Genomic DNA, 22,305 nt, shown 5'->3' on the forward strand with positions numbered 1-22,305 from the left:
CGCCGCTTTTAAATAAATTACAAAATAAAAAATCTTGAAAGGCCTATGAATACTTTGTTTCATAACTTATTAATATTTTTGTATCATTAAAACAATGAAAACCTCTGTTGAAATATGAAGAACATAGGAATTATAGGCTATGGCTGGCTGGGAGAGAGAATAGCCTCTTCCTTGTCCGGAAAATATACAATATCTGCAACGACAACAACAGAAAATAAGGCCAGCGACCTTAATAACAAAGGACTGAATGCTGTAGTGGCATCTTTCCCGGACTATCAGTTGACGGAACCTGTTCCTCAATGGGAGGAAATTAATATTATTGATGCTTTAATTATTACCATTCCTGTTTCTGAAAAAAGCTGTTGTGTAAGTTCTTTATATAACAGAATTCAGAATTTATCATCGTTTATCGGAGATTTTAAAGGCCAGATGTTTCTGATGAGTTCCACAGGAGTTTATCCCGATCTTCCCAAAGATTTTATAGAAGAAGATGTTCCTTTGGAGAGTGTATCGGGAGAAAGGATGTTGAGAAACAAATATCCTCAGCTTAGTATTTTGAGATTAGGCGGGTTGATGGGAGATAACAGACTTTTGAAAAACTACAATGTAGGCAATCTTGATCATGCGGTGAATCATATTCATTACGCTGATATCACTGCCATTATCTCACAAATGATTGAAAGCAAAACTGAAGCAAAACTTTATAACGTTACAGCTCCGATTCATCCGGCAAAAAGCCAAGTGATTAATGCACAGAAAAATATACCTGATGAGGAAGTTTTTGAAGTGAAAGGAAAGAAGGTCTTATCTTCAAAATTAGTTTCTGAGCTGGATTATGTATTTCAGTATCCTGACCCAAGAACATTTCATTTGTAATCATGGCATTTGTATCATTTATTACAGGCTTTTAACCCATTTTTGCTTACGAAATTTCTATTGACACCTTTGTCATTCCGTAGGAATCTCTACGTTATTTTTTAAGTTTTGTATTTAGATTCCTGCGGAATGACAAGATGAGTGTTGAGTTTTATTCATCGTGAAAAGAACAAAGTTTAGCAAAATTCCATATGCTTTAGCCAAAACCAATAAAAAACCTCCGGAAACTGTTTCCGGAGGTTTTTATGTTTATGTAAATAAAATAATTACTTAATAATTCTTTCCAATACCCAATCAATAAGGTTTTTCTCTGAAGCATGGTGGTCTGCAGAGAACTCACCGCGTCTTCTGTTGGCAATAACGTTATTTACGGTAATGGCTTTGTGGCCTAATAATTTTGAAAGTGCATAGATGGCAGAGGTTTCCATCTCAAAATTGGTAATTCCAAGATCGTTCAATGTTTCTAAGAATTTGTCATCTACTGCCTTTAAACGAAGCTGTCTGCCCTGTGGAGCATAGAATCCCGGGAAGGTTGCCGTATTTCCGTGGTATTTGGCATCTTTATAGTAGTCTCCCATTTCTTCAGCCCAGTCTGAGAAATAAAGCATCGGCTTGATTCTTTCGTAAGGGAATTTTTCCAGGAAGTTTTTGGAAAACTCATTTTCAAAATTGTAATCCTGATAGAAATGCATTAATCCGTCTAGTCCTACAACATTTTGGGTTACCAGCATATTGTCAACCTGTACATCCGGATTTACACTTCCGCAAGTTCCCATACGGAACAGTTCAAGAGCTTTGTGTTCAGTCTTAAATTCTTTATTTTTAAGATCAATGTTCACCAAAGCATCCAGTTCGTTCATTACGATATCAATGTTTTCAGTTCCGATACCGGTAGACATTACAGTGATTCTTTCTCCGCGAAGGGTTCCTGTATGCGTATAGAATTCTCTTTTATTTTTTTTGATCTCTACAGTATCAAAGTATTTTGAAACTTTTGCCACTCTGTCAGGATCACCCACAAGGATGATTTTGTCAGCAATATCTTCAGGTAAAAGATTCAGGTGGTATACACTTCCGTCTTCATTCAGAACAAGTTCTGAGGCAGCAAGTTTGTTTAGCATAATATGTATATTTTTTGTTTTTTTAATTAATGATAATTGCGTCTTTATAAGGAGATGCCATCACTTCATAGATATCATTGTATTCTTCTACGATTCTTTTCTGGCCGTTCATCACTTCGTATACCGTAACGACAGTTTTTTCAATGTTTTTGGGATCTTTTCGCTGTGATGTGATTTCATAAAAATGATCGTCTTTTTTAAGAATAGAAATTAGTTCTTCCTTTGTAGAATTGTTGGATGTCATCATTCCGGGGAATTCAGACACAATCTCTTTTAGATCAGAATAATTTTTATAGGGTTGGGTAACACCGTTGGAATAAACATACACATTGGGAATGTTTTTATCCTTTTCAAGGCGGACCAGATAATAATCAGAACCTCTTTTCTCAGCATATACAGCCATTTCCTGTGGCTTTCCAGCTTGTTTTTCCGGTTGCTTTTTTTTCTGTGAAAATGCAGTCAGAGAAAGAAAACTTGCTGCAACAGCAAACCATAGTTTTGTTTTCATAATACTATTTTAGTTTTTTGATGTGTTGAATTCAACTTAAAAAATCCTCGTTCCCATAATCTCCCGCCATTATTTTTTAACCGGTATTTCGAAAAACCGTTTTCTTTAGAATAATGAATTTGATTTCGGGGTTTAAAATTAGTGAAAAATATGATATCAGAAATATAAACATTATTTAATCTGCTATTAAAACTGAGATAACATCAGATCGATACTTTTGCCGCTAAAAATTCATGAGATCTTATCCACTGCTTGTAATTGTCCTTCTGATAGGATTTGCAGTAATGTCTTTCAATCCTGCTTATAAAGGAAAAGAAAGCGAACATACATTTGTCAATAAAGGTTTATCTGACTTCAAAATCAAGCTTGAACAGCTGAAATCAGATGTTGATAAGTTCTCAGAAGACCGGATTTCCCTTGAAGAACTACAAAAATCACTGAGCAGCACAAGAAATTCATTCAAAGAAATAGAGTTTTATGTGGCTTATCACTACCCTGAGTTTACCAAAACCCATCTGAATGCAGCTCCTTTGTTTCATATTGAAGCAGCAGGAACATCCGCTTATACACTTCCTCCTGAAGGATTGCAGGTGCTGGATGAATTGATATTTTCAGAGGAGGCAGGAAATGAAAAAGAAAAAATCAAAACAATTACCACCTTTTTATACAACAGCTATTCCGGGTTTTATCTAAGTGCTTTAAAAAATGGTTTAAGCAAGGGTAATAACAAGACATTACCGTTACGTATTGAGCTGATCAGAATCTATTCTCTCGGAGTGACAGGTTTTGATACGCCGGGTTCTTTGAATATCGCCGAGGAAACCAGTCATGCTTTTTCAGGGATGCAGAAATACATTAATGATGATCCTTATTTTAAAAATTATAATACACAGAAAGCTAATCAGACTTTAACGGAAGCTATCAGCTATCTTTCAAAAAATACTGATTTTGAAAATTTTGACAGGATTGAGTTTTATAAAAAATATGTACAGCCTTTGTATGAAGAGCTTGGAAAATGGGACGGGAGACCTGATGATCTTAAAGAATTTTCCGGTTGGAATGTAGGAAACAAAAACTTTTTCAGCAGTGATTTTTTAGATCCGTATTTTTATACCTTATTGAAATCCTCAGAAGATAGTCCTGAACTCCGCAATCTTGGAAAATCAATTTTCTATGATCAGAATTTAAGTGGCAACGAGAAAATGAGCTGTGCAACGTGCCACCTTCAGGAAAATGCTTTTACAGACCTTAAAGCAAAATCACAAAGCAATGTGGAAGGAAAAACAGTGCTGAGAAATTCTCCGTCATTATATAATGCTGTTTTTGCCAAGAGGTTTTTCTATGACCTTCGTGCTTTTTATCTGGAACAGCAGGCAGAACACGTCATTTATAATGAGCAGGAATTCAATACAAGTTATGAAAGTATTATTCAGAAATTAAAAACAAAACCTGAATATAAAAAAGCCTTCCGTGCTGCCTTCAAAGATGGAAAGATCAGTAAGGAAAATTTCTCAAAAGCATTAAGTTCTTATGTGGCTTCATTGTACTCATTTGACAGTGATTTTGACCGTTTCATGAGGAATGAAAAAAATGTTTCTGATGATGTGAAAAAAGGATTCAACCTGTTTATGGGAAAAGCGAATTGTGCAACCTGTCACTTTGCGCCTCACTTTTCAGGATTGGTGCCGCCATTCTTTAATGAAAATGAATCTGAAGTACTGGGAATATCTACCAGACCAATCAAACAGCTTCCGGTAGAACTTGACCAGGATTTAGGTAGAGGAAACAGTCCTGTTAAAAAAGAAAAATCCTGGATTTATGATTACTCATTCAAAACAGTCACTGTCAGAAATATTGCTCTTACCAAACCTTATTTCCATAACGGAGCTTTCAATACATTAGAAGAAGTTCTTGACTTTTATAATGAAGGAGGCGGAGAAGGATTGGGATTAAAAATGAAAAATCAAACCCTTGCACCGGATAAATTAAATCTTACCGAAACAGAAATAAAACAGATTATCGCATTTCTGAATGCTCTTACAGATACAAGTAAAGCGAAATAGGCGGGATGCGTGAGGGTTTGAGTGTAAGAGAGTTTGAGGGTGGAAAAGACTTTGAAAAGAAATATGGATATGATGAATTTTAAGCAAGTTGCTCATTTTTTATCTTTATTTAATCATATCTTACATTTCAATCTGAATCTTTTCCAATCACATAACCATCTCTTTCTCTCTCCCTCAAACTCTCTTACTCTCGAACCCCGTAACCCGTAACCCGCATCATTAACAAAAAATTAATCCCATTAACATTAGGTTTTTGATAAGTTAATATTTGCTGATTTATATTTAAAATCCTATTAACAGAGGAAAAGCGCTAAAAAAATAGTTTTGCAGTGTCTAATAAATCAAATAGAAAATGAAGAAAAAACTACTAACAGTGGGAGCGTTGGCTATATTGGCCAGTACAAGTTTCCAGGCACAGACTCTGATATTCAATAAGAATGCGTCTTGGAGCTATAAAGATAACAACCAGGCTCAGCCTGCCGGATGGAATGCCCAGACCTATGATATTTCAACATGGGCAGTAGGAAACGGTCCGTTAGGATATGGAGATCCTGTAACCACAACAATCAATTCAGGGCTTACAACAGCCTATTTTGCTAAAGATTTTACAGTAGATCTTTCAACACTTTCCGATAATATGGAGTTTGGAGTAATGAGAGATGACGGTATTATTGTGTACCTGAACGGAGAAGAAGTAGTAAGAGACAACATGCCTGCAGGTGCCGTTACATTCAATACCTTTTCATCTACAACTATTGATGGAGCTGCAGAAAGTGTTTATAACCTTTTCACTATTCCAAAATCAAAATTTGTAAACGGTGTCAACAGACTTTCTATAGAATTACATAACAGAAGTACAACAAGTTCAGATTTAAGAATTGATGCTTATCTGAAAACAACAGCCAATACAACTATTCCCGTAACTTGTAACGGAACGCACATCAGCTGCTTTACTTCAATTGTTCCTACAGCACAGACTGATAAATTGATTATCCCTGCTGAACACAAATACCAGCTTATTTTAAAAGAAGGAGACAATTATACTGAAGGAGGAGGATTAGTGGGAGGTCAGAATGACTTTACAGCGTATGTTCCAAAAACCGGAAGCAGTACCAACGGATATCTTTCTGTAAACCATGAAACGAATCCCGGAGGAGTTACCATGGCGGAAATCAATTATAATGCGACTTCAAAGCTTTGGCAGCTGACAAAATCAAGAGCGGTAAGTTTCTCAGATCCAAGTTTGGTACAAACCATCAGAAACTGTTCAGGAGGAATTACACCTTGGGGAACCGTTGTAACAGCTGAAGAATCTGTAACTTCCAATGATGTAAACAATGATGGATATAAAGATTACGGCTGGTTGGTAGAGATTGATCCGGCAACAGCTCAGGTAATTTCTAAAAATACAGACGGTTCCAAAGGAAAACTTTGGCAGATGGGAATCATGAACCACGAAAACGTGGTGGTTAATAATGCAGGAACAACTGCTTATTATGGAGAAGACGGTGGAACTCACATGGTGTACAAATATGTAATGGATACCCCAAATAACCTTTCTTCAGGAAACCTGTATGTTTTAAAATTAGATCAGGGATTATCAACTGCGGGAGATCCGGTAGGAACTACAGCAACATGGATTCAGGTTCCTAATAAAACAAAAGCAGACCAGAATAATACGGCAACACTTGCTCAGTCATTAGGTGGAACAAAGTTTAATGGAGTAGAAGATGTTGATATCAGCCCATTAGACGGGAAAATCTATTTTACAGCAAAAGGATTAGACAGAGTATACCGTTTACAGGATAACGGAACTACAGCTTCTCAGGTAGAAACGTTTGTAGGAGGTGGTTCTTCAGTATATTCTTTCAATACCGCTCAGGGAATGAAATCTGAAGCTTGGGGGGACGGAAATGATAACCTTACTTTTGATGAACTTGGAAACCTTTGGGTACTTCAGGATGGAGGTAAAAACTATATCTGGGTAATTGCTCCGGATCATACACAGGCCAATCCTAAAGTAAGACTATTTGCTTCTATGCCGGCAGGTTCAGAACCTACAGGACTTACATTTACGCCTGATCATAAATTTGGTTTCTTCTCTATTCAGCACCCGGATTCAACAATCTCTACAGATGTAGATGCTACAGGAAATACAATCAATTATAAAGGAAAATCAGCAACCATCGTTATTGCACTTAAAAATAACTTAGGAACTGAAGGTACTTTAGGTACTATCGACAGCAAAACTGCAGAAAATACAGTAACGGTAGCACCAAACCCAACTTCAGGAATCGTAAAAATCAATTCTGTAAAAGGATTGAAAGATATTTCAGTGACAGCTTACAGCATGGACGGAAAAATCGTTTATACGAAGAAGTTCAACGGTACAAACAAAATCTTGGACCTTGACTTTACACAACAGTTGGAAGGATCTCGTGTTTTAGTTTTAAATATTGAAGCTGAAGGAGGTTTCCAAAAAACAGTTAAACTTTTAAAGAAATAAATTATTTATAATTCTTGTCTGTCAGTGACTTCTGTTGCTGGCAGACCTTTTTATGTTTATGAAAAAGCTTTTCTTACTTATTTCCATACTCTCACTTTCTCAGATCAAAGCGCAGATTGATCCGGTGAAATATCCTACTTTTACCAATATTGAAGATGCTTTAAACAGTAAAAAAACGGTCTATAGTATGAGCTTCAGAGAAAAGGGATTGTTCAATCTTCCTCCTCAGATCGTGAAGCTGGATTCACTATTCTTTCTGAATATCATGGCCAATAAGTTTGAAAAAATGGATCAGGAACTCTTTGCATTGAAAGAATTGGAAATTTTAAATGTGAACGAAAACAGCATTAAATATATTCCTGATGAGGTAAGCAATCTTAAGAAACTAACTACTTTTTCAATGAATCTTAATAGTCTTACAAGCATTAATCCCAATATTGCAAAGCTTCAGAATTTAAAAGTTGTACATTTTGATGCCAATAACCTGAATACCTTCCCCGAAGCACTTATGGAAATTGCAGCATTGGAAGAAATTAACCTTCAGGGAAACCAAATTAGCTTTATTGCAGACAAACTTGATCAGATCAAAAACCTGAAATTCCTGAACCTTTCTGACAATCAGATTAATGACCTTGGAAACCTGTCATTCCCTAAAAATTTAAAATATCTTGAACTGCAGCAGAATGCAATCAACAAGCTTCCGGAAAACCTTTTCAAAGCTCAGCACCTTGAATTTCTGAATGTAAGTGGAAACAATATCTCGGAAATCTCACCCAAAGTAAAAGGGTTGAAAAATGTAGTCAGTATGAATCTGGCCAACAATAATCTGAAAGATATTCCTGTAGAAATCAAGCAGCTGAAAAATCTGAAAACTTTGATTCTTACAGGAAATCCTATAGAAAAATCTACAATTGAAAATTTAAAAACCTTACTGCCGGATACGCAGATCTACTTCTAGATCTATCCGCCAACACGTTTGGTTTTGTATCCCATTTCTTTAAGGATATTCATTATTTTATCACGGTTATCCCCTTGAATGATAATCGTTCCATCCTTCTCAGAGCCGCCTATACCTAAGGTGGTTTTTATTTTCTTTGAGATTTTTTTCAGGTCTTCCTCACTGCCTTCCCAGCCTTCAACAATCGTGACTGGCTTTCCATTTCTCCCTTTTTTCTCAAATTTGCATACCAAAGGCTCTTTCTGCTTGAATTGCTCTTCAGGCATCTCAAAATCCTGCTCTTCATGATCAGGAAAAAGATTCTTCAATTGATCTCGTAAGTCCATACCGCAAAATTAAAAAGATTTACGGATTAATGAACTTAAATAATCAACGAAATTGTAATTTTTCCCCGTGTCAAGGTTTTAAACCTTGACAGGATGGAAGTCAATAACTTTAAAAGAAACCGTTTGTTGATCAGTAATCAATAAAATTAAGGACTTCAAATTCTTCTATTCATAGGAAATTAGGTAAATTTGTCTAACAAAAGTTTTACAAAATGTCAAAAAAAGCAATACTGGCAATTCTTGACGGATGGGGATTGGGAACAAACCCTGACGTTTCTGCAATAGATAAAGCAAATACACCATTCATAGACAGTTGTTACCAAAGATTCCCACATACTACGCTTGAAGCGAGTGGATTGGCTGTTGGGCTGCCGGCCGGACAGATGGGGAATTCTGAAGTTGGACACATGAACCTGGGAGCGGGAAGAGTGGTTTACCAAAACCTGGTGAAACTGAACATGGCTGTTGAAAACGGAACACTGGGTCAGGAAAAAGTGATTCAGGATGCTTTTGAATACGCAAAAAAAGAAAACAAAAAAGTACATTTTATCGGATTGGTTTCCAATGGAGGAGTACACTCACATATCAATCACTTAAAAGGATTATTGACTGCTGCAAAAGAGTTCGGTTTGAATGAAAACGTTTTTGTTCATGCATTTACCGATGGTAGAGACTGTGATCCGCATTCCGGATTTGGATTTATTGATGAGCTTCAGAAGCATATGGATGCCACTACAGGAAAACTGGCAACAGTCGTGGGAAGATACTATGCGATGGACAGAGACAAGAGATGGGAGCGTGTAAAATTAGCATATGATGCCCTTGTTGAAGGAGTAGGCGAGCCAACAACAGATGCTTTGGCTGCGATTAAAACTTCCTACGATAATAATGTAACAGACGAATTCCTGAAACCAATCATCTTAATGAATACTACCGCTACAGGAAATGTAGTGCCGGTAGCAAAAATCATTGATAATGATGTTGTGATCTGCTTCAACTTCCGTACAGACAGAGGTAGAGAGATTACAGAAGTTCTTTCTCAGAAGGATTTCCCGGAATTTGGAATGAAAAAACTCAATCTTTATTATATCACATTGACGAATTATGATAAAACATTCCAGAATGTACAGGTTGTTTTTGACGAAAATGTGCTGACGGAAACAATGGGTGAAGTTCTTGAAAAAAACGGAAGATCCCAGATCAGAATCGCAGAAACAGAGAAATATCCACATGTTACTTTCTTCTTTTCAGGAGGTAGAGAAGAAGAATTCAACGGCGAAAGAAGATTGCTTTGCCCAAGCCCGAAAGATGTTCCTACTTACGACCTGAAACCTGAAATGTCAGCCTATGATATTACCAATGCAATTGTACCGGAACTGGAACAGGGAACTGCTGATTTTGTTTGTCTGAATTTTGCCAATACAGACATGGTGGGGCATACAGGAGTTTTTGAAGCGGCTGTAAAAGCTGCTGAAGTAGTAGATCAGTGCATCGAAAAAGTAGCAACCGCGGCTTATGAAAACGGATATGCTGTCTTTATTCTTGCCGATCACGGAAACTCAGACGTGATGATGAATCCGGACGGAACTCCTAATACACAGCATTCAACGAATCTTGTACCTTTTATTGTGATGGACAAAGACCAGACCTGGAATTTAAAACCAGGAAAGCTAGGAGATGTTGCCCCTACAATTCTTAAAGTAATGGGCGTTGAAATACCGGCTGCAATGACAGGAGATGTTTTAGTTGATTAAAATTCAATAATATGATCAAAAGAATGCCGTTATACTCTGTATGACGGCATTCTTTTATGATTTATGTCAGATAAAGTATGAGTTGCATACTTTATTATGCGTTAAATAATAAATAAATCATATCTTTGTAAATTAAAACTGAATAGTAAAATGTATCAAAAGCTTGTTAGGAAAGAAGTAATGGGATTATTGGAAAAGGAAGTAGGTTCTTTTCTTGATAAATTTTTAACGCCAATTGAAAAAATATGGCAGCCTTCCGATTATTTACCAGATCCTTCAAGCGATGAATTTAAACATGACTTAGAAGAAATTCAGACTTTTGCCCGCGAAATGCCTTATGATCTTTTTGTAACACTTATTGGAGACTGTATTACAGAGGAAGCTCTTCCTTCATATGAGTCTTGGTTAATGGGAGTTGACGGAATCAATCAGGAAGAAAAATTAGGCTGGGCCAATTGGGTAAGAGCATGGACTGCTGAAGAAAACAGACACGGAGATTTATTAAACAAATATCTTTATCTGTGCGGAAGAGTAAACATGAGAGAAGTTGAAATTACTACTCAATATCTGATTAATGATGGTTTCGATTTGGGAACAAGCATGGACCCATACAGAAACTTCATTTATACAAGCTTCCAGGAGACAGCTACCAATATCTCTCATAGAAGAGTAGGTACATTGGCTAAACAATCCGGAAACGGGAAATTGGCAAAAATGTGTGGTGTAATTGCTGCCGACGAAGCAAGACACGCTAAAGCATACAAACATTTCGTATCAAAAATCCTTGAAGTAGACCCTTCAGAAATGATTCTTGCATTTGAAGATATGATGCGTAAAAAGATCGTAATGCCTGCTCACCTGATGAGACAGTCCGGACAAAAGGCTGGAGAACTTTGGGGGCATTTCTCAGATGCTGCACAAAGATGCATGGTTTACACGGGTCAGGATTATATCAATATTATGAAAGACCTTCTGGATGAATGGAAAATTGAGCATGTAAAAGGACTTACAGAAAAAGCAGAAAAAGCTCAGGAATACCTGATGAAGCTTCCAGCAAGACTTCAGAAGATCACAGACAGAGTTTCTACTCCGGATCTTCAGTTCCAGTTTAGCTGGGTAAAAAGCTAATGAAATTTACATTATTATTTAAAATATAAAAGTATTGAGTGCCTTTCTTTTGGGCACTCTTTTTATTTCTTATCTTTGCAAAGCTAAAAAAAAACAAAATGTTAAATAATAAAAAGATTGCTGTTGACTTTGACGGAACTATTGTTGATGATGCTTACCCGGCAATCGGAAAACCAAAAACTTTTGCATTCGAAACGTTGAGAAGACTTCAGGCTGAAGGATACAGACTTATACTTTGGACTTACAGACACGGAAAAACATTAGATGAAGCCGTAGAATTCTGTCAGAAAAACGGAATAGAATTTTATGCCGTGAATTCAAGTTTTGAAGGAGAAGTTTTCGATCCTGAAACTCAGTCAAGAAAATTAGATGCGGATTGGTTTATTGATGACAGAAACTTAGGAGGATTTCCGGGATGGGGTGAGATCTACAATATTATTCAGGAAAGAATAGAATTCCGTGTAGAAGGGAAAGAAGTTCTTGCCTATTCAAAACTTAAAAAAGAAAAGAAAAAAGGACTTTTCTGGTAGGAAAGGAATGAGAAGCCAGATATTAGAAGTTAGTTTTTAATATCAAATCAAAGCTTCTGTTTTTTATCAGAAAAAGTTGATAGATTGTTATAATATAGAAATACACATCATGCTGTAATCTAACTTTTAACATCTAATATCTAACATCTATATACAATGATTCAATTAAAAACGATAGACGAATTACGTCTGATGAAGGAGAGTGCCCGACTGGTTTCTAAAACATTGGGAATGTTGGCAAAAGAAATTAAACCAGGGATTACGACCTTATATTTAGATAAACTGGCTCATGATTTTATTAAAGATCATGGTGCTGAACCTGCATTCTTAGGATATGGAGGATTCCCGAATTCTCTTTGTATCTCTCCGAATGAGCAGGTAGTTCATGGTTTTCCCAACAAAGATATTGTAAAAGAAGGAGATGTTCTTTCCGTAGACTGTGGAGTTATTCTTAATGGTTTCGTAGGAGATCATGCCTACACTTTTGAAATCGGAGAAGTGAAACCTGAGGTTAAAAAATTACTACAGGTTACCAAAGAATCTCTATACAAAGGAATTGAGCAGGTTGTCAGAGGAAAGAGAATCGGAGATATCTCCCACGCAATCCAGGCACATTGTGAAAAAGAAGGATATGGAGTGGTAAGAGAGCTTGTAGGGCATGGTTTAGGAAGAAAAATGCACGAAGATCCACAGGTTCCTAACTATGGAAGACAAGGAAGCGGAAAAGTAATTAAAGACGGTTTGGCAATTGCCATCGAGCCAATGGTTAATATGGGTACTGAGAAAGTGAAGTTCCATAATGACGGCTGGACAGTAACTACTTTAGATAATATGCCATCTGCTCACTTTGAACATGATGTAGCAGTAATCAACGGTAAACCGGTATTGCTTTCAACATTTGACTATGTATATGAAGCTTTAGGGATTGTAAGTGATGAAGAAAAGCAGTTCCAACTGGATTTTTAATGAAAAAGGTAACGAAACTTTTACTGAATAAAATTCCGCGCCCTATGCTTATTAAAATGAGTATTTGGGCAAGGCCTCTTATTTATCAGTTTTTCAAAGGAGATCGGTTTTTTGATCCTATTGATGGAAGATCTTACAGGAAATTCCTTCCGTATGGATATGGAAAACAAAGAGAAAATGCTCTTTCTCCAGGAACCTTAAGTTTGGAGAGACACCGCCAGATGTGGCTGTATCTTCAGAATGAAACTGATTTTTTTATTAAGAATTATAAAGTTCTGCATATTGCTCCTGAACAGGAATTTTTAAGGAAATTCAAGAGAATGAGTAACCTGAATTATATCTCAGCAGACCTCTATTCTCCCATTGTAGATGTGAAGGCTGATATTCTGGATCTACCTTTTGAAAATGAAAGTTTTGATATTATTTTCTGTAACCACGTTCTGGAACATATCGAAGACGATGCCAAAGCAATAAGTGAACTGTATAGGGTAATGAAACCTGGCGGATGGGGAATTCTTCAGGTTCCGATGAAAAATTCTCTGGAACAGACCTATGAAGATTTTACCATTAAAGATCCGAAAGAGCGTCAGAAACACTTCGGCCAGTATGATCACGTCCGATGGTACGGAATGGATTATTTCGACCGCTTAAGAAAAGCAGGTTTTGAAACAGAACCGAACTTCTATTCACAGAAATTTTCGGAAGAAGAAATTAAAAAATATGGCTTGAGGCATAATGAAATCCTGCCTATAGTTTATAAAAAATAAAATAAAACCCGTTTTCAGCTATTGAAGACGGGTTTTTTATTTTTCTATTACTCTTTTGTAAAAGGATATGATTTATAATTTTCCAAAACCAAAATATACTGTCCTTTTTGAAAACCGCTTGTATCAATTGATATTTTCGCGTCATTTGTTGTAGTTTCAAATACCAGTTTTCCCGATAGATCATAAATCTTAAGCGGAAGTCTTCTCTCAATATTTTCAAGATGTAAAACCTCTTTTGTTGGGTTTGGATATGCTTTAAACGTTTTTGTAGCCGCATCAATTTCTTTAGTACTCAATTGCGCACTGTTGTTATAGTAAATCTTATTTCCTGAAGGATCTGTAATCACAAGAGTCTTTAGATTACCAGTGGTGGTGATCTGATAGCTGTATATTGATGCATAAGCTGCCAAACCGTAGATATCACAGTTTTTCTGATCGTAGGCTCTAACAGGTCCTGCATTTCCTCCGTTATAAAACAAAAGAGTACACGAGCTTGATGTTTTGATGAGATTATTACCTCCGGGCATGACCCCGAAACTCATCATGGATGTATTATAATACCTGGAATTAATAACATAGCTTGTTCCTCCTGCTGAATTAAATGTAGTGGCAGGAACTCCGTTATCAATTAATGGGGTATTGGTGGTCTGGCCGCTGCTTGTCACCATTTTGGAAATATACCAGTTGTTATTAAGCAGTTCGGAAGTTTGCTGGGCAGTCAATAAACTACCTGCTAAAAGGAGTAAAAGTTTTTTCATAGGTTAAATAGTTTTCCACAAAGATAAAAGAATTTCTTTCTTCTCAATTTTATGAAGTTAAATATAATAAGAACATAAAAAACCGCCTTCAATATGAAGACGGTTGCCATTTTTAAATATAGATAGAAGTTTATGCTTTTTAATGTGATGAAGACACTGCTTTCAGGCCTACCACAGAGCCAATAAGCGTTACGATAAAGAAAACTCTCCAAAAACTTACAGGATCTTTAAAGAAGATAATTCCCATTAAAGCCGTTCCTACTGCTCCGATTCCCGTCCATACCGCATAAGCTGTTCCGATAGGCAGTGTCTGAGTAGCTTTAATAAGCAGAAGCATGCTGATAGTCATTGTTATCAGAAAGCCGGCATACCACAGGTACATTTCAGTTCCTGATGTTTCTTTTGCCTTTCCCAGACATGATGCGAAGGCAACTTCAAATAATCCCGCGATAACTAATATTAACCAATTCATTTTTTTAAATTTTTCTACTGCAAAGTTCAGAATTTGACAGGAGAAAAAATTTTACAATTGTTAAAAAATGAAGATGGTTTTTAAAGAAGATGGGAGAAAAGACGATAGTCATATCAATAGAAATGGGCTTTAGTCATCTCTTAATAGTAAATAACCTGGCTAAAACATAAATTAAGAATCACAGAATTTTTAAATCTTTCAATTCTTAAATTTTTCAATTAAAATCTACTTTATCTCAGCCCGTATCCTGCTCAAACTTACCTGCGTAATCCCAAGATAAGAAGCAATATAACCCAGTTGAACCCTTTTAAGCAAATCAGGTTGATAGGCTATAATATCTTTATAACGTTCCAGCGAAGTTTTGAATTGTCTGGAAATAATCAGTTCTTCAGATTTTATCATCTCGGCTTCAGCCAGTTTTCGGCCCCAATTGGCAATATGAATATTTTCATTGAATAGTTTTCTGAGGCTTTCCGTTTCAATTCTGTACAGATCACAGTCTTCCAGTAATTCGATGCTCTCATAGCCTGGTTTATCCTCTACATAGCTTTTCATAGAAAGAACACACTGCCCTTCACTACCGAACCAGAAGGTAATATCATTATCAGCCGTTGAAGAGTAGGCACGCGCAATTCCTTTGCGGATAAAATAGAGATACGGAACTACTTTATCAGCTTCCATCAGGCAAAAACCTTTAGGATGAGAAACCTCAGTAATATGCTCTTTTAAACTATTTTTTGATGTTTCAGGCAGGATGTAAATCTTATCAAGAATCTGGTCTATATTCATAAAGATGAATTCTAATATTCAAAAATATCAGTTTTAGACAATGCAATACAAAATTATTTAATGGTTTTTGCGGAAAAATAGTGTACTAATAATTTCTTTTATGAAATGAACGTAAAATCCAATAACTCTCTTTTTTCTTGTAAAAATTAAGATTAACCGTAAAGACCAATTTTGTTTTAGTAACTTTGCAGTTCGTAATATTATTTTTATGCACAAAGCTGGATTTGTAAATATAGTTGGAAAGCCCAATGCGGGGAAATCGACCTTACTCAACCAATTAATGGGAGAGAAGTTGGCGATTGTGACGCAGAAAGCTCAGACAACCCGCCACAGAATTTTTGGTATTTATAATGAAGATGACCTTCAGATTGTATTTTCTGATACTCCGGGAGTATTGGATCCAAAATACGGATTGCAGGAAAAAATGATGGATTTTGTAAAAGACTCTTTACAGGATGCTGATGTTTTCCTGTTTATTGTAGACGTTACCGATAAAGCGGAACCATCAGAATTTTTAATTGATAAACTAAATAAAATCCCTGTACCTGTACTTCTTTTATTAAATAAAGTAGACCAGACCGATCAGGCAGGTCTTGAAAAATTAGTTGAAGACTGGCACAACAGAATTCCGAAAGCTGAAATTCTGCCTATTTCTGCGTTGAATGCTTTTAATACAGAGGTTATTTTACCTAAAATAAAATCTTTACTTCCTGAAAATCCTCCTTACTACGATAAAGATCAGTACACGGATAAGCCCGAAAGATTCTTTGTAAATGAGGCGATACGTGAGAAAATCCTTTTGAATTATGATAAGGAAATTCCATACTCAGTAGAAGTGGTAACCGAGCAGTTCAAAGAGAAAGAAGGAATTATCTTCATAGATTCCATTATTTATGTAGAAAGAGATACTCAGAAAGGAATTATTATCGGACACAAAGGAGAAGCGATCAAGAAAGTAGGAACTGAAGCAAGATTAGACCTGGAAAAGTTTTTCACCAAAAAAATTCATTTAAACTTATTTGTAAAAGTGAAAAAAGACTGGAGAAAGAACGACAGAGATCTTAAAAATTTCGGTTACAGATAAACTAAAACGGCTGTAACCCCGTTGTATTAAAAGATTTTTATTACCTTAGTATAAATTTTTTAGTAAATGAACTATAATAATTCAAATTGGAGCTCAGTACCTAAAGATGTTATTTTATTAGCAGTGAGAGTATTTGTTGGTTTTGCAATGCTGTCTCATGGCTTTCCAAAACTTCAGATGCTGTTGGCAGGCGGTAAAATCGAGTTTTTCGATTTTATGGGACTTGGCCCTCAGATATCTCTGATTCTTACGGTTTTTGCTGAATTTGTTTGTTCAATACTCCTTATATTAGGGCTTTTTACAAGAGTTGCTTTAGGTTTTCTGGTCTTTACCATGACCATTGCTGCTTTTGCAGTACACGGAGCAGATCCTTTTGAAAAAAGAGAAATGGCACTTGTCTATCTTTCCGTCTATCTTTTACTCATGGTAATTGGGGCAGGAAAAGTTTCTGTAGATCATATGATAGAAAGAAGAAAAAGAGCTTCAGACTGGTAATTTTATAACAACATAAAATAAAAGGCACTTCAGGAAATGAAGTGCCTTTTCTGTTCTTAATAATTGCAATGAGGCAGGCACTCCCAAACCAAGTTTCCGTTTTCATCTCTCACTCTGCAAGCCATGTATCCCGAATCACATAATGGGGCACTTCCTCCTTTAATTGTTTTCAGATTGCTCTTTGATAATTTTCTTAAATTTTTCATATTATTTTAATTTGTAAGATAAATGTAATGAAAAAAGAAATATGACACCAAAAAGAGTCTTATTTTTTAATGTTAGAATTCTGTTAAAATTTACTACATTCGTAGAAAATGAATTTATATGAAGATAAAACTGACTATTTGCCTATTGGCATTTCTCAATTTTTATGATGCACAGGAAAATATTACGTATCAGAAGCCTTCTGCTGAAATTTTAAAACTTGCAGATTACCAAAGACCTCCAAGTGTTCTCATGAACAGCAAGAAAGACTGGGTAGTTTTTACTTATCGTCCAACATATAAAACCCTAGAAGATCTAAGCCAGAATGAAATGAAGCTTGGCGGCCTTAGAATCAATCCGGTTACCAATATCTCAAGCAGCATGACCTACTCAAATAATCTGAAGATCAGAAAGATCAATGATAAAAATGAGATTCAGGTAAAAAATCTGCCTTCCAATCCAAAAATTGCCTATGTTTCATTTTCACCGGATGAAAAGAAACTGGCGTTTACCAATACAACAAATAAAGGAGTAGAGCTTTGGACCGTAGATATGGAAACTGCTTCTGCTAAAAAAATTACAGCTGATAATCTGAATGCCAACTTGGGAATGCCTTATGTATGGTACAATGATTCTCAAAGCTTCCTGATCAGAACACTTCCGCAAAACAGACCTGCCCTTATAGATGCAACCAAAGATCTTCCAACGGGTCCAATTGTTTCAACAGCAGATGGTAAAGTCTCTCAAAACAGAACTTATCAGGATCTTTTGAAAAATCCTCAGGACGAAAAAAACTTTGAAACTCTTACTGCTTCTGAGATTTATAATGTAGATCTTACAGGAAATCTTAAGAAATTGAAAGATCAGGATATGTATGCCGGCTTAAGCTTTTCTCCAGACGGAAATTACCTGATGGCTACAACAATTAAAAAGCCGTTTTCTTATATCGTTCCACTCAGCAGATTTCCATCAACAACAGTTATATATGATATGAAAGGAAATGCTGTAAAAACAGTGAATGAAGTTCCTTTGAATGAAATAATGCCGAAAGGTTTCTCATCCGTAAGAACCGGAAAAAGAGATATGACATGGAGAAGTGATGCTCCTGCTACGCTTACCTATGCTGAAGCTTTGGATGGAGGAGATCAATCTAAAACAGCAGACTACAGAGATGAGATATTTACCTGGGAGGCTCCATTTACAACAGCTCCAAAATCATTCTTCAAAACAAAACAGAGATATAATGGTGTAGTTTGGACTAATGATCATTATGCCATTGCTTCTGAAGGCTGGTATGACACAAGAAATACTAAATCTTACCTGATAGATACCAACAACGGGGAATCTAAAATTTTCGATGACAGAAATTATCAGGATGTTTACAGTGATCCCGGAAATTTTAATACAACAAAAAACCAGTACGGAAGATATGTAATAGATATGAAAGGAGGAAAAGCTTACCTGATCGGAGATGGATTTACCAAAGACGGACAGCATCCTTTTATTGATGAAATGGATGTAAAATCACTTAAAAAGAAAAGACTTTATACCTCTAATATAAAAAACGGCAAAGAAGAAATCATTGATATTCTTAATGCTTCAAAAGGGGAAATTCTTACGACTCAACAGTCACCGAGCCTTTATCCTAATTATTTCAAAAAGAATATTAAATCTAATAAAGCAGAAGCCGTAACTAACTTTGCAAACCCTTTTGAAAGTATCAAAGATGTTTATAAAGAGGTGATTACGTACAAGAGAAATGATGGTGTTACTTTAACCGGAACTCTTTATCTTCCTGCTAATTACGACAGAAAAACAAAAAAAGAGAAGCTTCCGTTACTAATCTGGGCTTATCCTACTGAATATAAAGATAAAAATACAGCAGGGCAGAATACTCAAAACCCTAACGACTTTACATTCCCTTATTATGGATCTTTTGTGTACTGGACAACCAAAGGATATGCAGTTCTGGATGACGCCGCTTTCCCGATTATTGGTGAAGGAAAAACAGAACCTAATGATACTTTTATCCCTCAGTTAGTGGCAAATGCTGAAGCGGCAATTGATGCCGTAGATCACCTGGGATATATTGACAGAAAGAAAGTGGCAGTAGGAGGACATTCTTACGGAGCCTTTATGACAGCAAACCTTTTGACTCATTCAAATCTTTTTGCGTGTGGTATTGCAAGAAGTGGTGCTTATAACAGAACATTGACGCCATTCGGGTTCCAGAGTGAGCAGAGAAATTATTGGGATATTCCGGAGATTTACAATAAAATGTCTCCCTTCATGAATGCTGATAAAATGAAAACACCGCTTCTTCTGATTCACGGTGATGCAGATAACAACCCGGGAACTTTCACCTTACAGACTGAAAGATACTTCCAGGCATTGAAAAACCTGGGGGCTCCGGTAAAAATGGTTCTTCTTCCAAAAGAAGCCCATGGATATCAGGCTAAAGAAAATATCTTACACCTTTTATGGGAACAGGATAAGTTCCTTGAGAAGTGTTTGAAGAAATAAATGACAAAAGAGACTGTTTATCACAAACAGTCTCTTTTTTTTGATTAAAATATAATAAGGAAGTTAACAAGATATTCACTAAAAGCTTTATAGATACAATTGCTTAAAGTGAAGCTTATACTAATCTTATCAACTTAATAAGCCTTAATGGTAAATATTAAAGATGCTTTAAGATTTCATCAACACTCTTAAGCTCCATAAAATTTGGATGATCCAGGTTAACATCATGCTGTTCATGACTCCATGTGACATGATAAGGAATATGAGCTGCAAAACCACCAATCTCCAGTACTGGCAGAATATCTGATTTTATAGAATTTCCAAGCATCAGAAAGTTTTCAGGCTTGCAGTCCAGATGTTTCAGAAGCTTTTTGTAATCATTTTCTTTTTTATCACTCATGATCTCGATGTGATGAAAATAGTCCTGTAATCCTGAGTTTTTCAGTTTACGCTCCTGATCCAGAAGATCACCTTTTGTAGCAACCACCAGTCTGTATTTTCCCTTTAAGTTTTCAAGAGTTTCTGTAACTCCCTCCAATAATTCAATAGGTTTCTGAAGAAGATTCTGACCCAGCTGGATGGCTTTGTTTACCAGTTCCAATGAAGCTGTGTTATTGGAAACTCTGCCAATGGTTTCAATCATACAAAGCATAAATCCCTTTACTCCATAACCGTACAGATGAAGATTCTGCATTTCTGTTTTAAATAATTCCTGTGATACCGAATGTTGTGGAAGATAATCCTCAAGCAGCATACAGAACTCTTTTTCTGCCTCCTGAAAATAGGGCTCATTAATCCAAAGGGTGTCATCTGCATCAAAGGCAATTGTAGTAATATGATTATTCATTTTTGTTTTGTAATTTTCTGTTCGCAAAATTCAATATAAAAATTAAATAAGCAAAGGACATTTGTCCCGGATCCATATGTTACGAACAAATCAGGCATTTTTAAGCTATTTTGAGGAACTTTATCATAAGCAGGAGGGTAAAGACGTAATTTTAAAGTCTTTCTCCAGGGATGAAAATATTTTGGTCCAGGATAAGCCACTGTCGAAGGTTATGTTAATCAAAGAAGGAATTGCCAAGTGCTATTTCACCGAAGAAAACGGAAAAGAATACATTGTAGAATTTCTGGGAAATGGTGAAATCCTCGGAGAAGTAGAATTTATTAAAAATATCATCTGTTTATGCGGGGTAAAAACAGTATCTGAAGTAACCGTGTATGAAACAACTGTTTCTTATTTTAAATCGTTGATTAAGGATGACCTTACCCTGAATCACTTATTACTGGATTCATTTGCAGAACGAATTATCAATACTTCCAGCAGGGCTTCCTATCAACAGCTTTATACAGTAGAACATACTTTAACCCAATTATTGAATATGCAGTCCAAACAGGGAATTCAGATTTCAAAAGAAGATATGGCGGCCTATCTGGGAATTACAGTGAGAAGCCTCAATAGAATTTTAAAGGATTTTAAATGATTTTGTTGGAAAATTGTAAAACCGCAATTTTTTTCTAATTCTTATTTATAGTTTTAAGGCGCAAGAAAATCAAAGATTTTCAGCAAGTTGAGGAAACTATATATGTTTTTTAATTAGAATTTGCTTAATTAATAGAATTTTCAAGTGATTAAAAAATAAGCAATGTTCAATTTTATCAGTGATAAAATCCTTGCGCCTTAAAAATATTAGATCTTTCAATTCCATTGCACCTTTGCGTATTCCAATAGAAGTTTTTTTAATTAATGTTTTTTTTAAGGGGTGGTTTGTTATAAATTTTGAAATTTTATAATTTTGATATGATTTAAATGGGGTGTATTTTAAAAATTGTTATTTTTGTATAAAATAAAGTTGAATATTCATCAATGGAAAAATTAAAGTTCAGAAATGCTGAGTTGGCAGATTTAAATAAAATCGTAGCTATTTATAATTCAACAATTGCTTCAAGAATGGTTACTGCAGATATGGAAGAAGTCTCTGTAGAAAGCAAGTTAAAGTGGTTTGAAGAACACAATCCTCAGACAAGACCGCTTTGGGTAGTTGAAGATGAACAGAGCCAGATTATTGGATGGGTAAGCTTCAGTTCATTCCATGAGAGAGCAGCATACAACGGAACGGTGGAAGTAAGCATTTATCTGGATGAAACCTGCAGGGGAAAAGGGTATGGTAAAACAATTCTTCAGTATTGCATTGATAATGCCGGAAAATTTGGGGTGAAAAACCTTGTGGCTCTTATTTTCCTTCATAATGAGCCTAGTTTAAAACTGTTCAGATATTTTGGGTTTGAAGATTGGGGAAGCCTTCCTAATGTAGCTATTCTGGATGGTGTTGAAAGAAGTCTGAAGATTTTAGGAAAGAGGATCGATTAAATTGAGATAAAGCAAATAAGCTTATGTCTATTTGTGAATTTAATTTGTGCTATTTGTGTTTAGAAAAGATATAAATCAATGTTCTGCTGTAAATTTAACGAACATA

22 protein-coding genes are annotated in these 22,305 nt (G+C 35.8%); 14 read left to right on the top strand and 8 right to left on the bottom strand.

What is annotated here, in order from left to right; translation table 11 throughout:
• The first annotated feature begins 114 nt into the window (after positions 1–114).
• Positions 115–876 (top strand): Rossmann-fold NAD(P)-binding domain-containing protein, encoded by a 762-nt coding sequence (locus FW780_RS00745; RefSeq protein WP_149831753.1) that lies wholly within the window; start codon positions 115–117, stop codon positions 874–876.
• A 266-nt stretch (positions 877–1,142) separates the two neighbouring features.
• Here the strand turns inward: FW780_RS00745 and FW780_RS00750 are convergent, their stop codons facing one another.
• Together FW780_RS00750 and FW780_RS00755 are read right to left on the bottom strand one after the other, a co-directional pair.
• On the bottom strand, positions 1,143–1,997 hold the full coding sequence (locus FW780_RS00750; RefSeq protein WP_149831754.1) for a nucleoside phosphorylase: 855 nt from the start codon (positions 1,995–1,997) through the stop codon (positions 1,143–1,145).
• 22 nt (positions 1,998–2,019) lie between these two features.
• Complete coding sequence (locus tag FW780_RS00755; RefSeq protein WP_149831755.1) at positions 2,020–2,505, bottom strand: hypothetical protein; 486 nt, start codon at positions 2,503–2,505, stop codon at positions 2,020–2,022.
• Between the two features lie 233 nt (positions 2,506–2,738).
• Here FW780_RS00755 and FW780_RS00760 point away from each other — a divergent pair, with 233 nt between their 5' ends.
• The 3 genes from FW780_RS00760 to FW780_RS00770 all read left to right on the top strand — a co-directional run bounded on the left by FW780_RS00760 (position 2,739) and on the right by FW780_RS00770 (position 8,032).
• Positions 2,739–4,568 (top strand): cytochrome-c peroxidase, encoded by a 1,830-nt coding sequence (locus FW780_RS00760; RefSeq protein WP_149831756.1) that lies wholly within the window; start codon positions 2,739–2,741, stop codon positions 4,566–4,568.
• 352 nt (positions 4,569–4,920) lie between these two features.
• Entirely contained in the window at positions 4,921–7,074 is a 2,154-nt protein-coding gene (locus FW780_RS00765) for an alkaline phosphatase PhoX (RefSeq protein WP_149831757.1), read from the top strand.
• A 58-nt stretch (positions 7,075–7,132) separates the two neighbouring features.
• Positions 7,133–8,032 (top strand): leucine-rich repeat domain-containing protein, encoded by a 900-nt coding sequence (locus FW780_RS00770; protein ID WP_149831758.1) that lies wholly within the window; start codon positions 7,133–7,135, stop codon positions 8,030–8,032.
• Between the two features lie 2 nt (positions 8,033–8,034).
• Here FW780_RS00770 and FW780_RS00775 read toward each other — a convergent pair whose 3' ends face one another.
• Positions 8,035–8,358, bottom strand: a complete 324-nt coding sequence (locus FW780_RS00775; RefSeq protein WP_034696743.1) for a translation initiation factor — start codon at positions 8,356–8,358, stop codon at positions 8,035–8,037.
• 212 nt (positions 8,359–8,570) lie between these two features.
• Here FW780_RS00775 and gpmI point away from each other — a divergent pair, with 212 nt between their 5' ends.
• The 5 genes from gpmI (at position 8,571) to FW780_RS00800 (ending at position 13,503) form a co-directional block, all read left to right on the top strand.
• Positions 8,571–10,112 carry a 2,3-bisphosphoglycerate-independent phosphoglycerate mutase gene (gpmI, locus tag FW780_RS00780; RefSeq protein WP_149831759.1) on the top strand — a complete coding sequence of 514 codons (1,542 nt, stop codon included), beginning with the start codon at positions 8,571–8,573 and terminating at the stop codon, positions 10,110–10,112.
• Positions 10,113–10,262: 150 nt separating this feature from the next.
• Positions 10,263–11,240, top strand: coding sequence for an acyl-ACP desaturase (locus FW780_RS00785; RefSeq protein WP_149831760.1), 978 nt, complete (start codon positions 10,263–10,265; stop codon positions 11,238–11,240).
• 98 nt (positions 11,241–11,338) lie between these two features.
• Complete coding sequence (locus FW780_RS00790; RefSeq protein WP_149831761.1) at positions 11,339–11,770, top strand: BT0820 family HAD-type phosphatase; 432 nt, start codon at positions 11,339–11,341, stop codon at positions 11,768–11,770.
• A gap of 156 nt (positions 11,771–11,926) precedes the next feature.
• Positions 11,927–12,736 (top strand): type I methionyl aminopeptidase, encoded by an 810-nt coding sequence (map, locus tag FW780_RS00795; RefSeq protein ID WP_149831762.1) that lies wholly within the window; start codon positions 11,927–11,929, stop codon positions 12,734–12,736.
• Entirely contained in the window at positions 12,736–13,503 is a 768-nt protein-coding gene (locus tag FW780_RS00800) for a class I SAM-dependent methyltransferase (RefSeq protein ID WP_149831763.1), read from the top strand. The genes map and FW780_RS00800 overlap by 1 nt, the downstream gene beginning before the upstream one ends.
• A 47-nt stretch (positions 13,504–13,550) precedes the next feature.
• On the opposite strand, the gene FW780_RS00805 is transcribed toward FW780_RS00800, so the two are convergent.
• From FW780_RS00805 to FW780_RS00815, 3 genes are all read right to left on the bottom strand, one after another.
• On the bottom strand, positions 13,551–14,261 hold the full coding sequence (locus tag FW780_RS00805) for a T9SS type A sorting domain-containing protein (RefSeq protein WP_149831764.1): 711 nt from the start codon (positions 14,259–14,261) through the stop codon (positions 13,551–13,553).
• 139 nt (positions 14,262–14,400) lie between these two features.
• A complete protein-coding gene (locus FW780_RS00810; protein WP_089691156.1) occupies positions 14,401–14,733 on the bottom strand; it encodes a DMT family transporter in 333 nt (110 codons plus the stop codon).
• 225 nt (positions 14,734–14,958) lie between these two features.
• The gene (locus FW780_RS00815; protein WP_149831765.1) at positions 14,959–15,522 is read right to left on the bottom strand and encodes a Crp/Fnr family transcriptional regulator; all 564 of its coding nucleotides are present in this window, start codon (positions 15,520–15,522) and stop codon (positions 14,959–14,961) included.
• 208 nt (positions 15,523–15,730) lie between these two features.
• On the opposite strand from FW780_RS00815, the gene era reads away from it, so the two are divergent.
• On the top strand, positions 15,731–16,606 hold the full coding sequence (gene era, locus FW780_RS00820) for a GTPase Era (protein WP_047384549.1): 876 nt from the start codon (positions 15,731–15,733) through the stop codon (positions 16,604–16,606).
• Between the two features lie 66 nt (positions 16,607–16,672).
• Positions 16,673–17,101, top strand: coding sequence for a DoxX family protein (locus FW780_RS00825; protein WP_149831766.1), 429 nt, complete (start codon positions 16,673–16,675; stop codon positions 17,099–17,101).
• Positions 17,102–17,157: 56 nt separating this feature from the next.
• Here FW780_RS00825 and FW780_RS22270 read toward each other — a convergent pair whose 3' ends face one another.
• A complete protein-coding gene (locus FW780_RS22270) occupies positions 17,158–17,307 on the bottom strand; it encodes a bacteriocin-like protein (protein WP_156121020.1) in 150 nt (49 codons plus the stop codon).
• A 118-nt stretch (positions 17,308–17,425) separates the two neighbouring features.
• Between FW780_RS22270 and FW780_RS00830 the strand changes: the two genes are divergently transcribed.
• Positions 17,426–19,828: an alpha/beta hydrolase family protein gene (locus tag FW780_RS00830; RefSeq protein WP_149831767.1), complete on the top strand. Its 2,403-nt coding sequence runs from the start codon at positions 17,426–17,428 to the stop codon at positions 19,826–19,828.
• Positions 19,829–19,985: 157 nt separating this feature from the next.
• On the opposite strand, the gene FW780_RS00835 is transcribed toward FW780_RS00830, so the two are convergent.
• On the bottom strand, positions 19,986–20,675 hold the full coding sequence (locus tag FW780_RS00835) for an HAD family hydrolase (protein WP_149831768.1): 690 nt from the start codon (positions 20,673–20,675) through the stop codon (positions 19,986–19,988).
• 76 nt (positions 20,676–20,751) lie between these two features.
• On the opposite strand from FW780_RS00835, the gene FW780_RS00840 reads away from it, so the two are divergent.
• A complete protein-coding gene (locus tag FW780_RS00840; RefSeq protein WP_149831769.1) occupies positions 20,752–21,312 on the top strand; it encodes a Crp/Fnr family transcriptional regulator in 561 nt (186 codons plus the stop codon).
• A 383-nt stretch (positions 21,313–21,695) separates the two neighbouring features.
• The gene (locus tag FW780_RS00845) at positions 21,696–22,199 is read left to right on the top strand and encodes a GNAT family N-acetyltransferase (protein ID WP_149831770.1); all 504 of its coding nucleotides are present in this window, start codon (positions 21,696–21,698) and stop codon (positions 22,197–22,199) included.
• Positions 22,200–22,305 lie beyond the last annotated feature (106 nt).

This window comes from Chryseobacterium sediminis (genome assembly GCF_008386505.1).
Lineage (GTDB): Bacteria > Bacteroidota > Bacteroidia > Flavobacteriales > Weeksellaceae > Chryseobacterium > Chryseobacterium sediminis.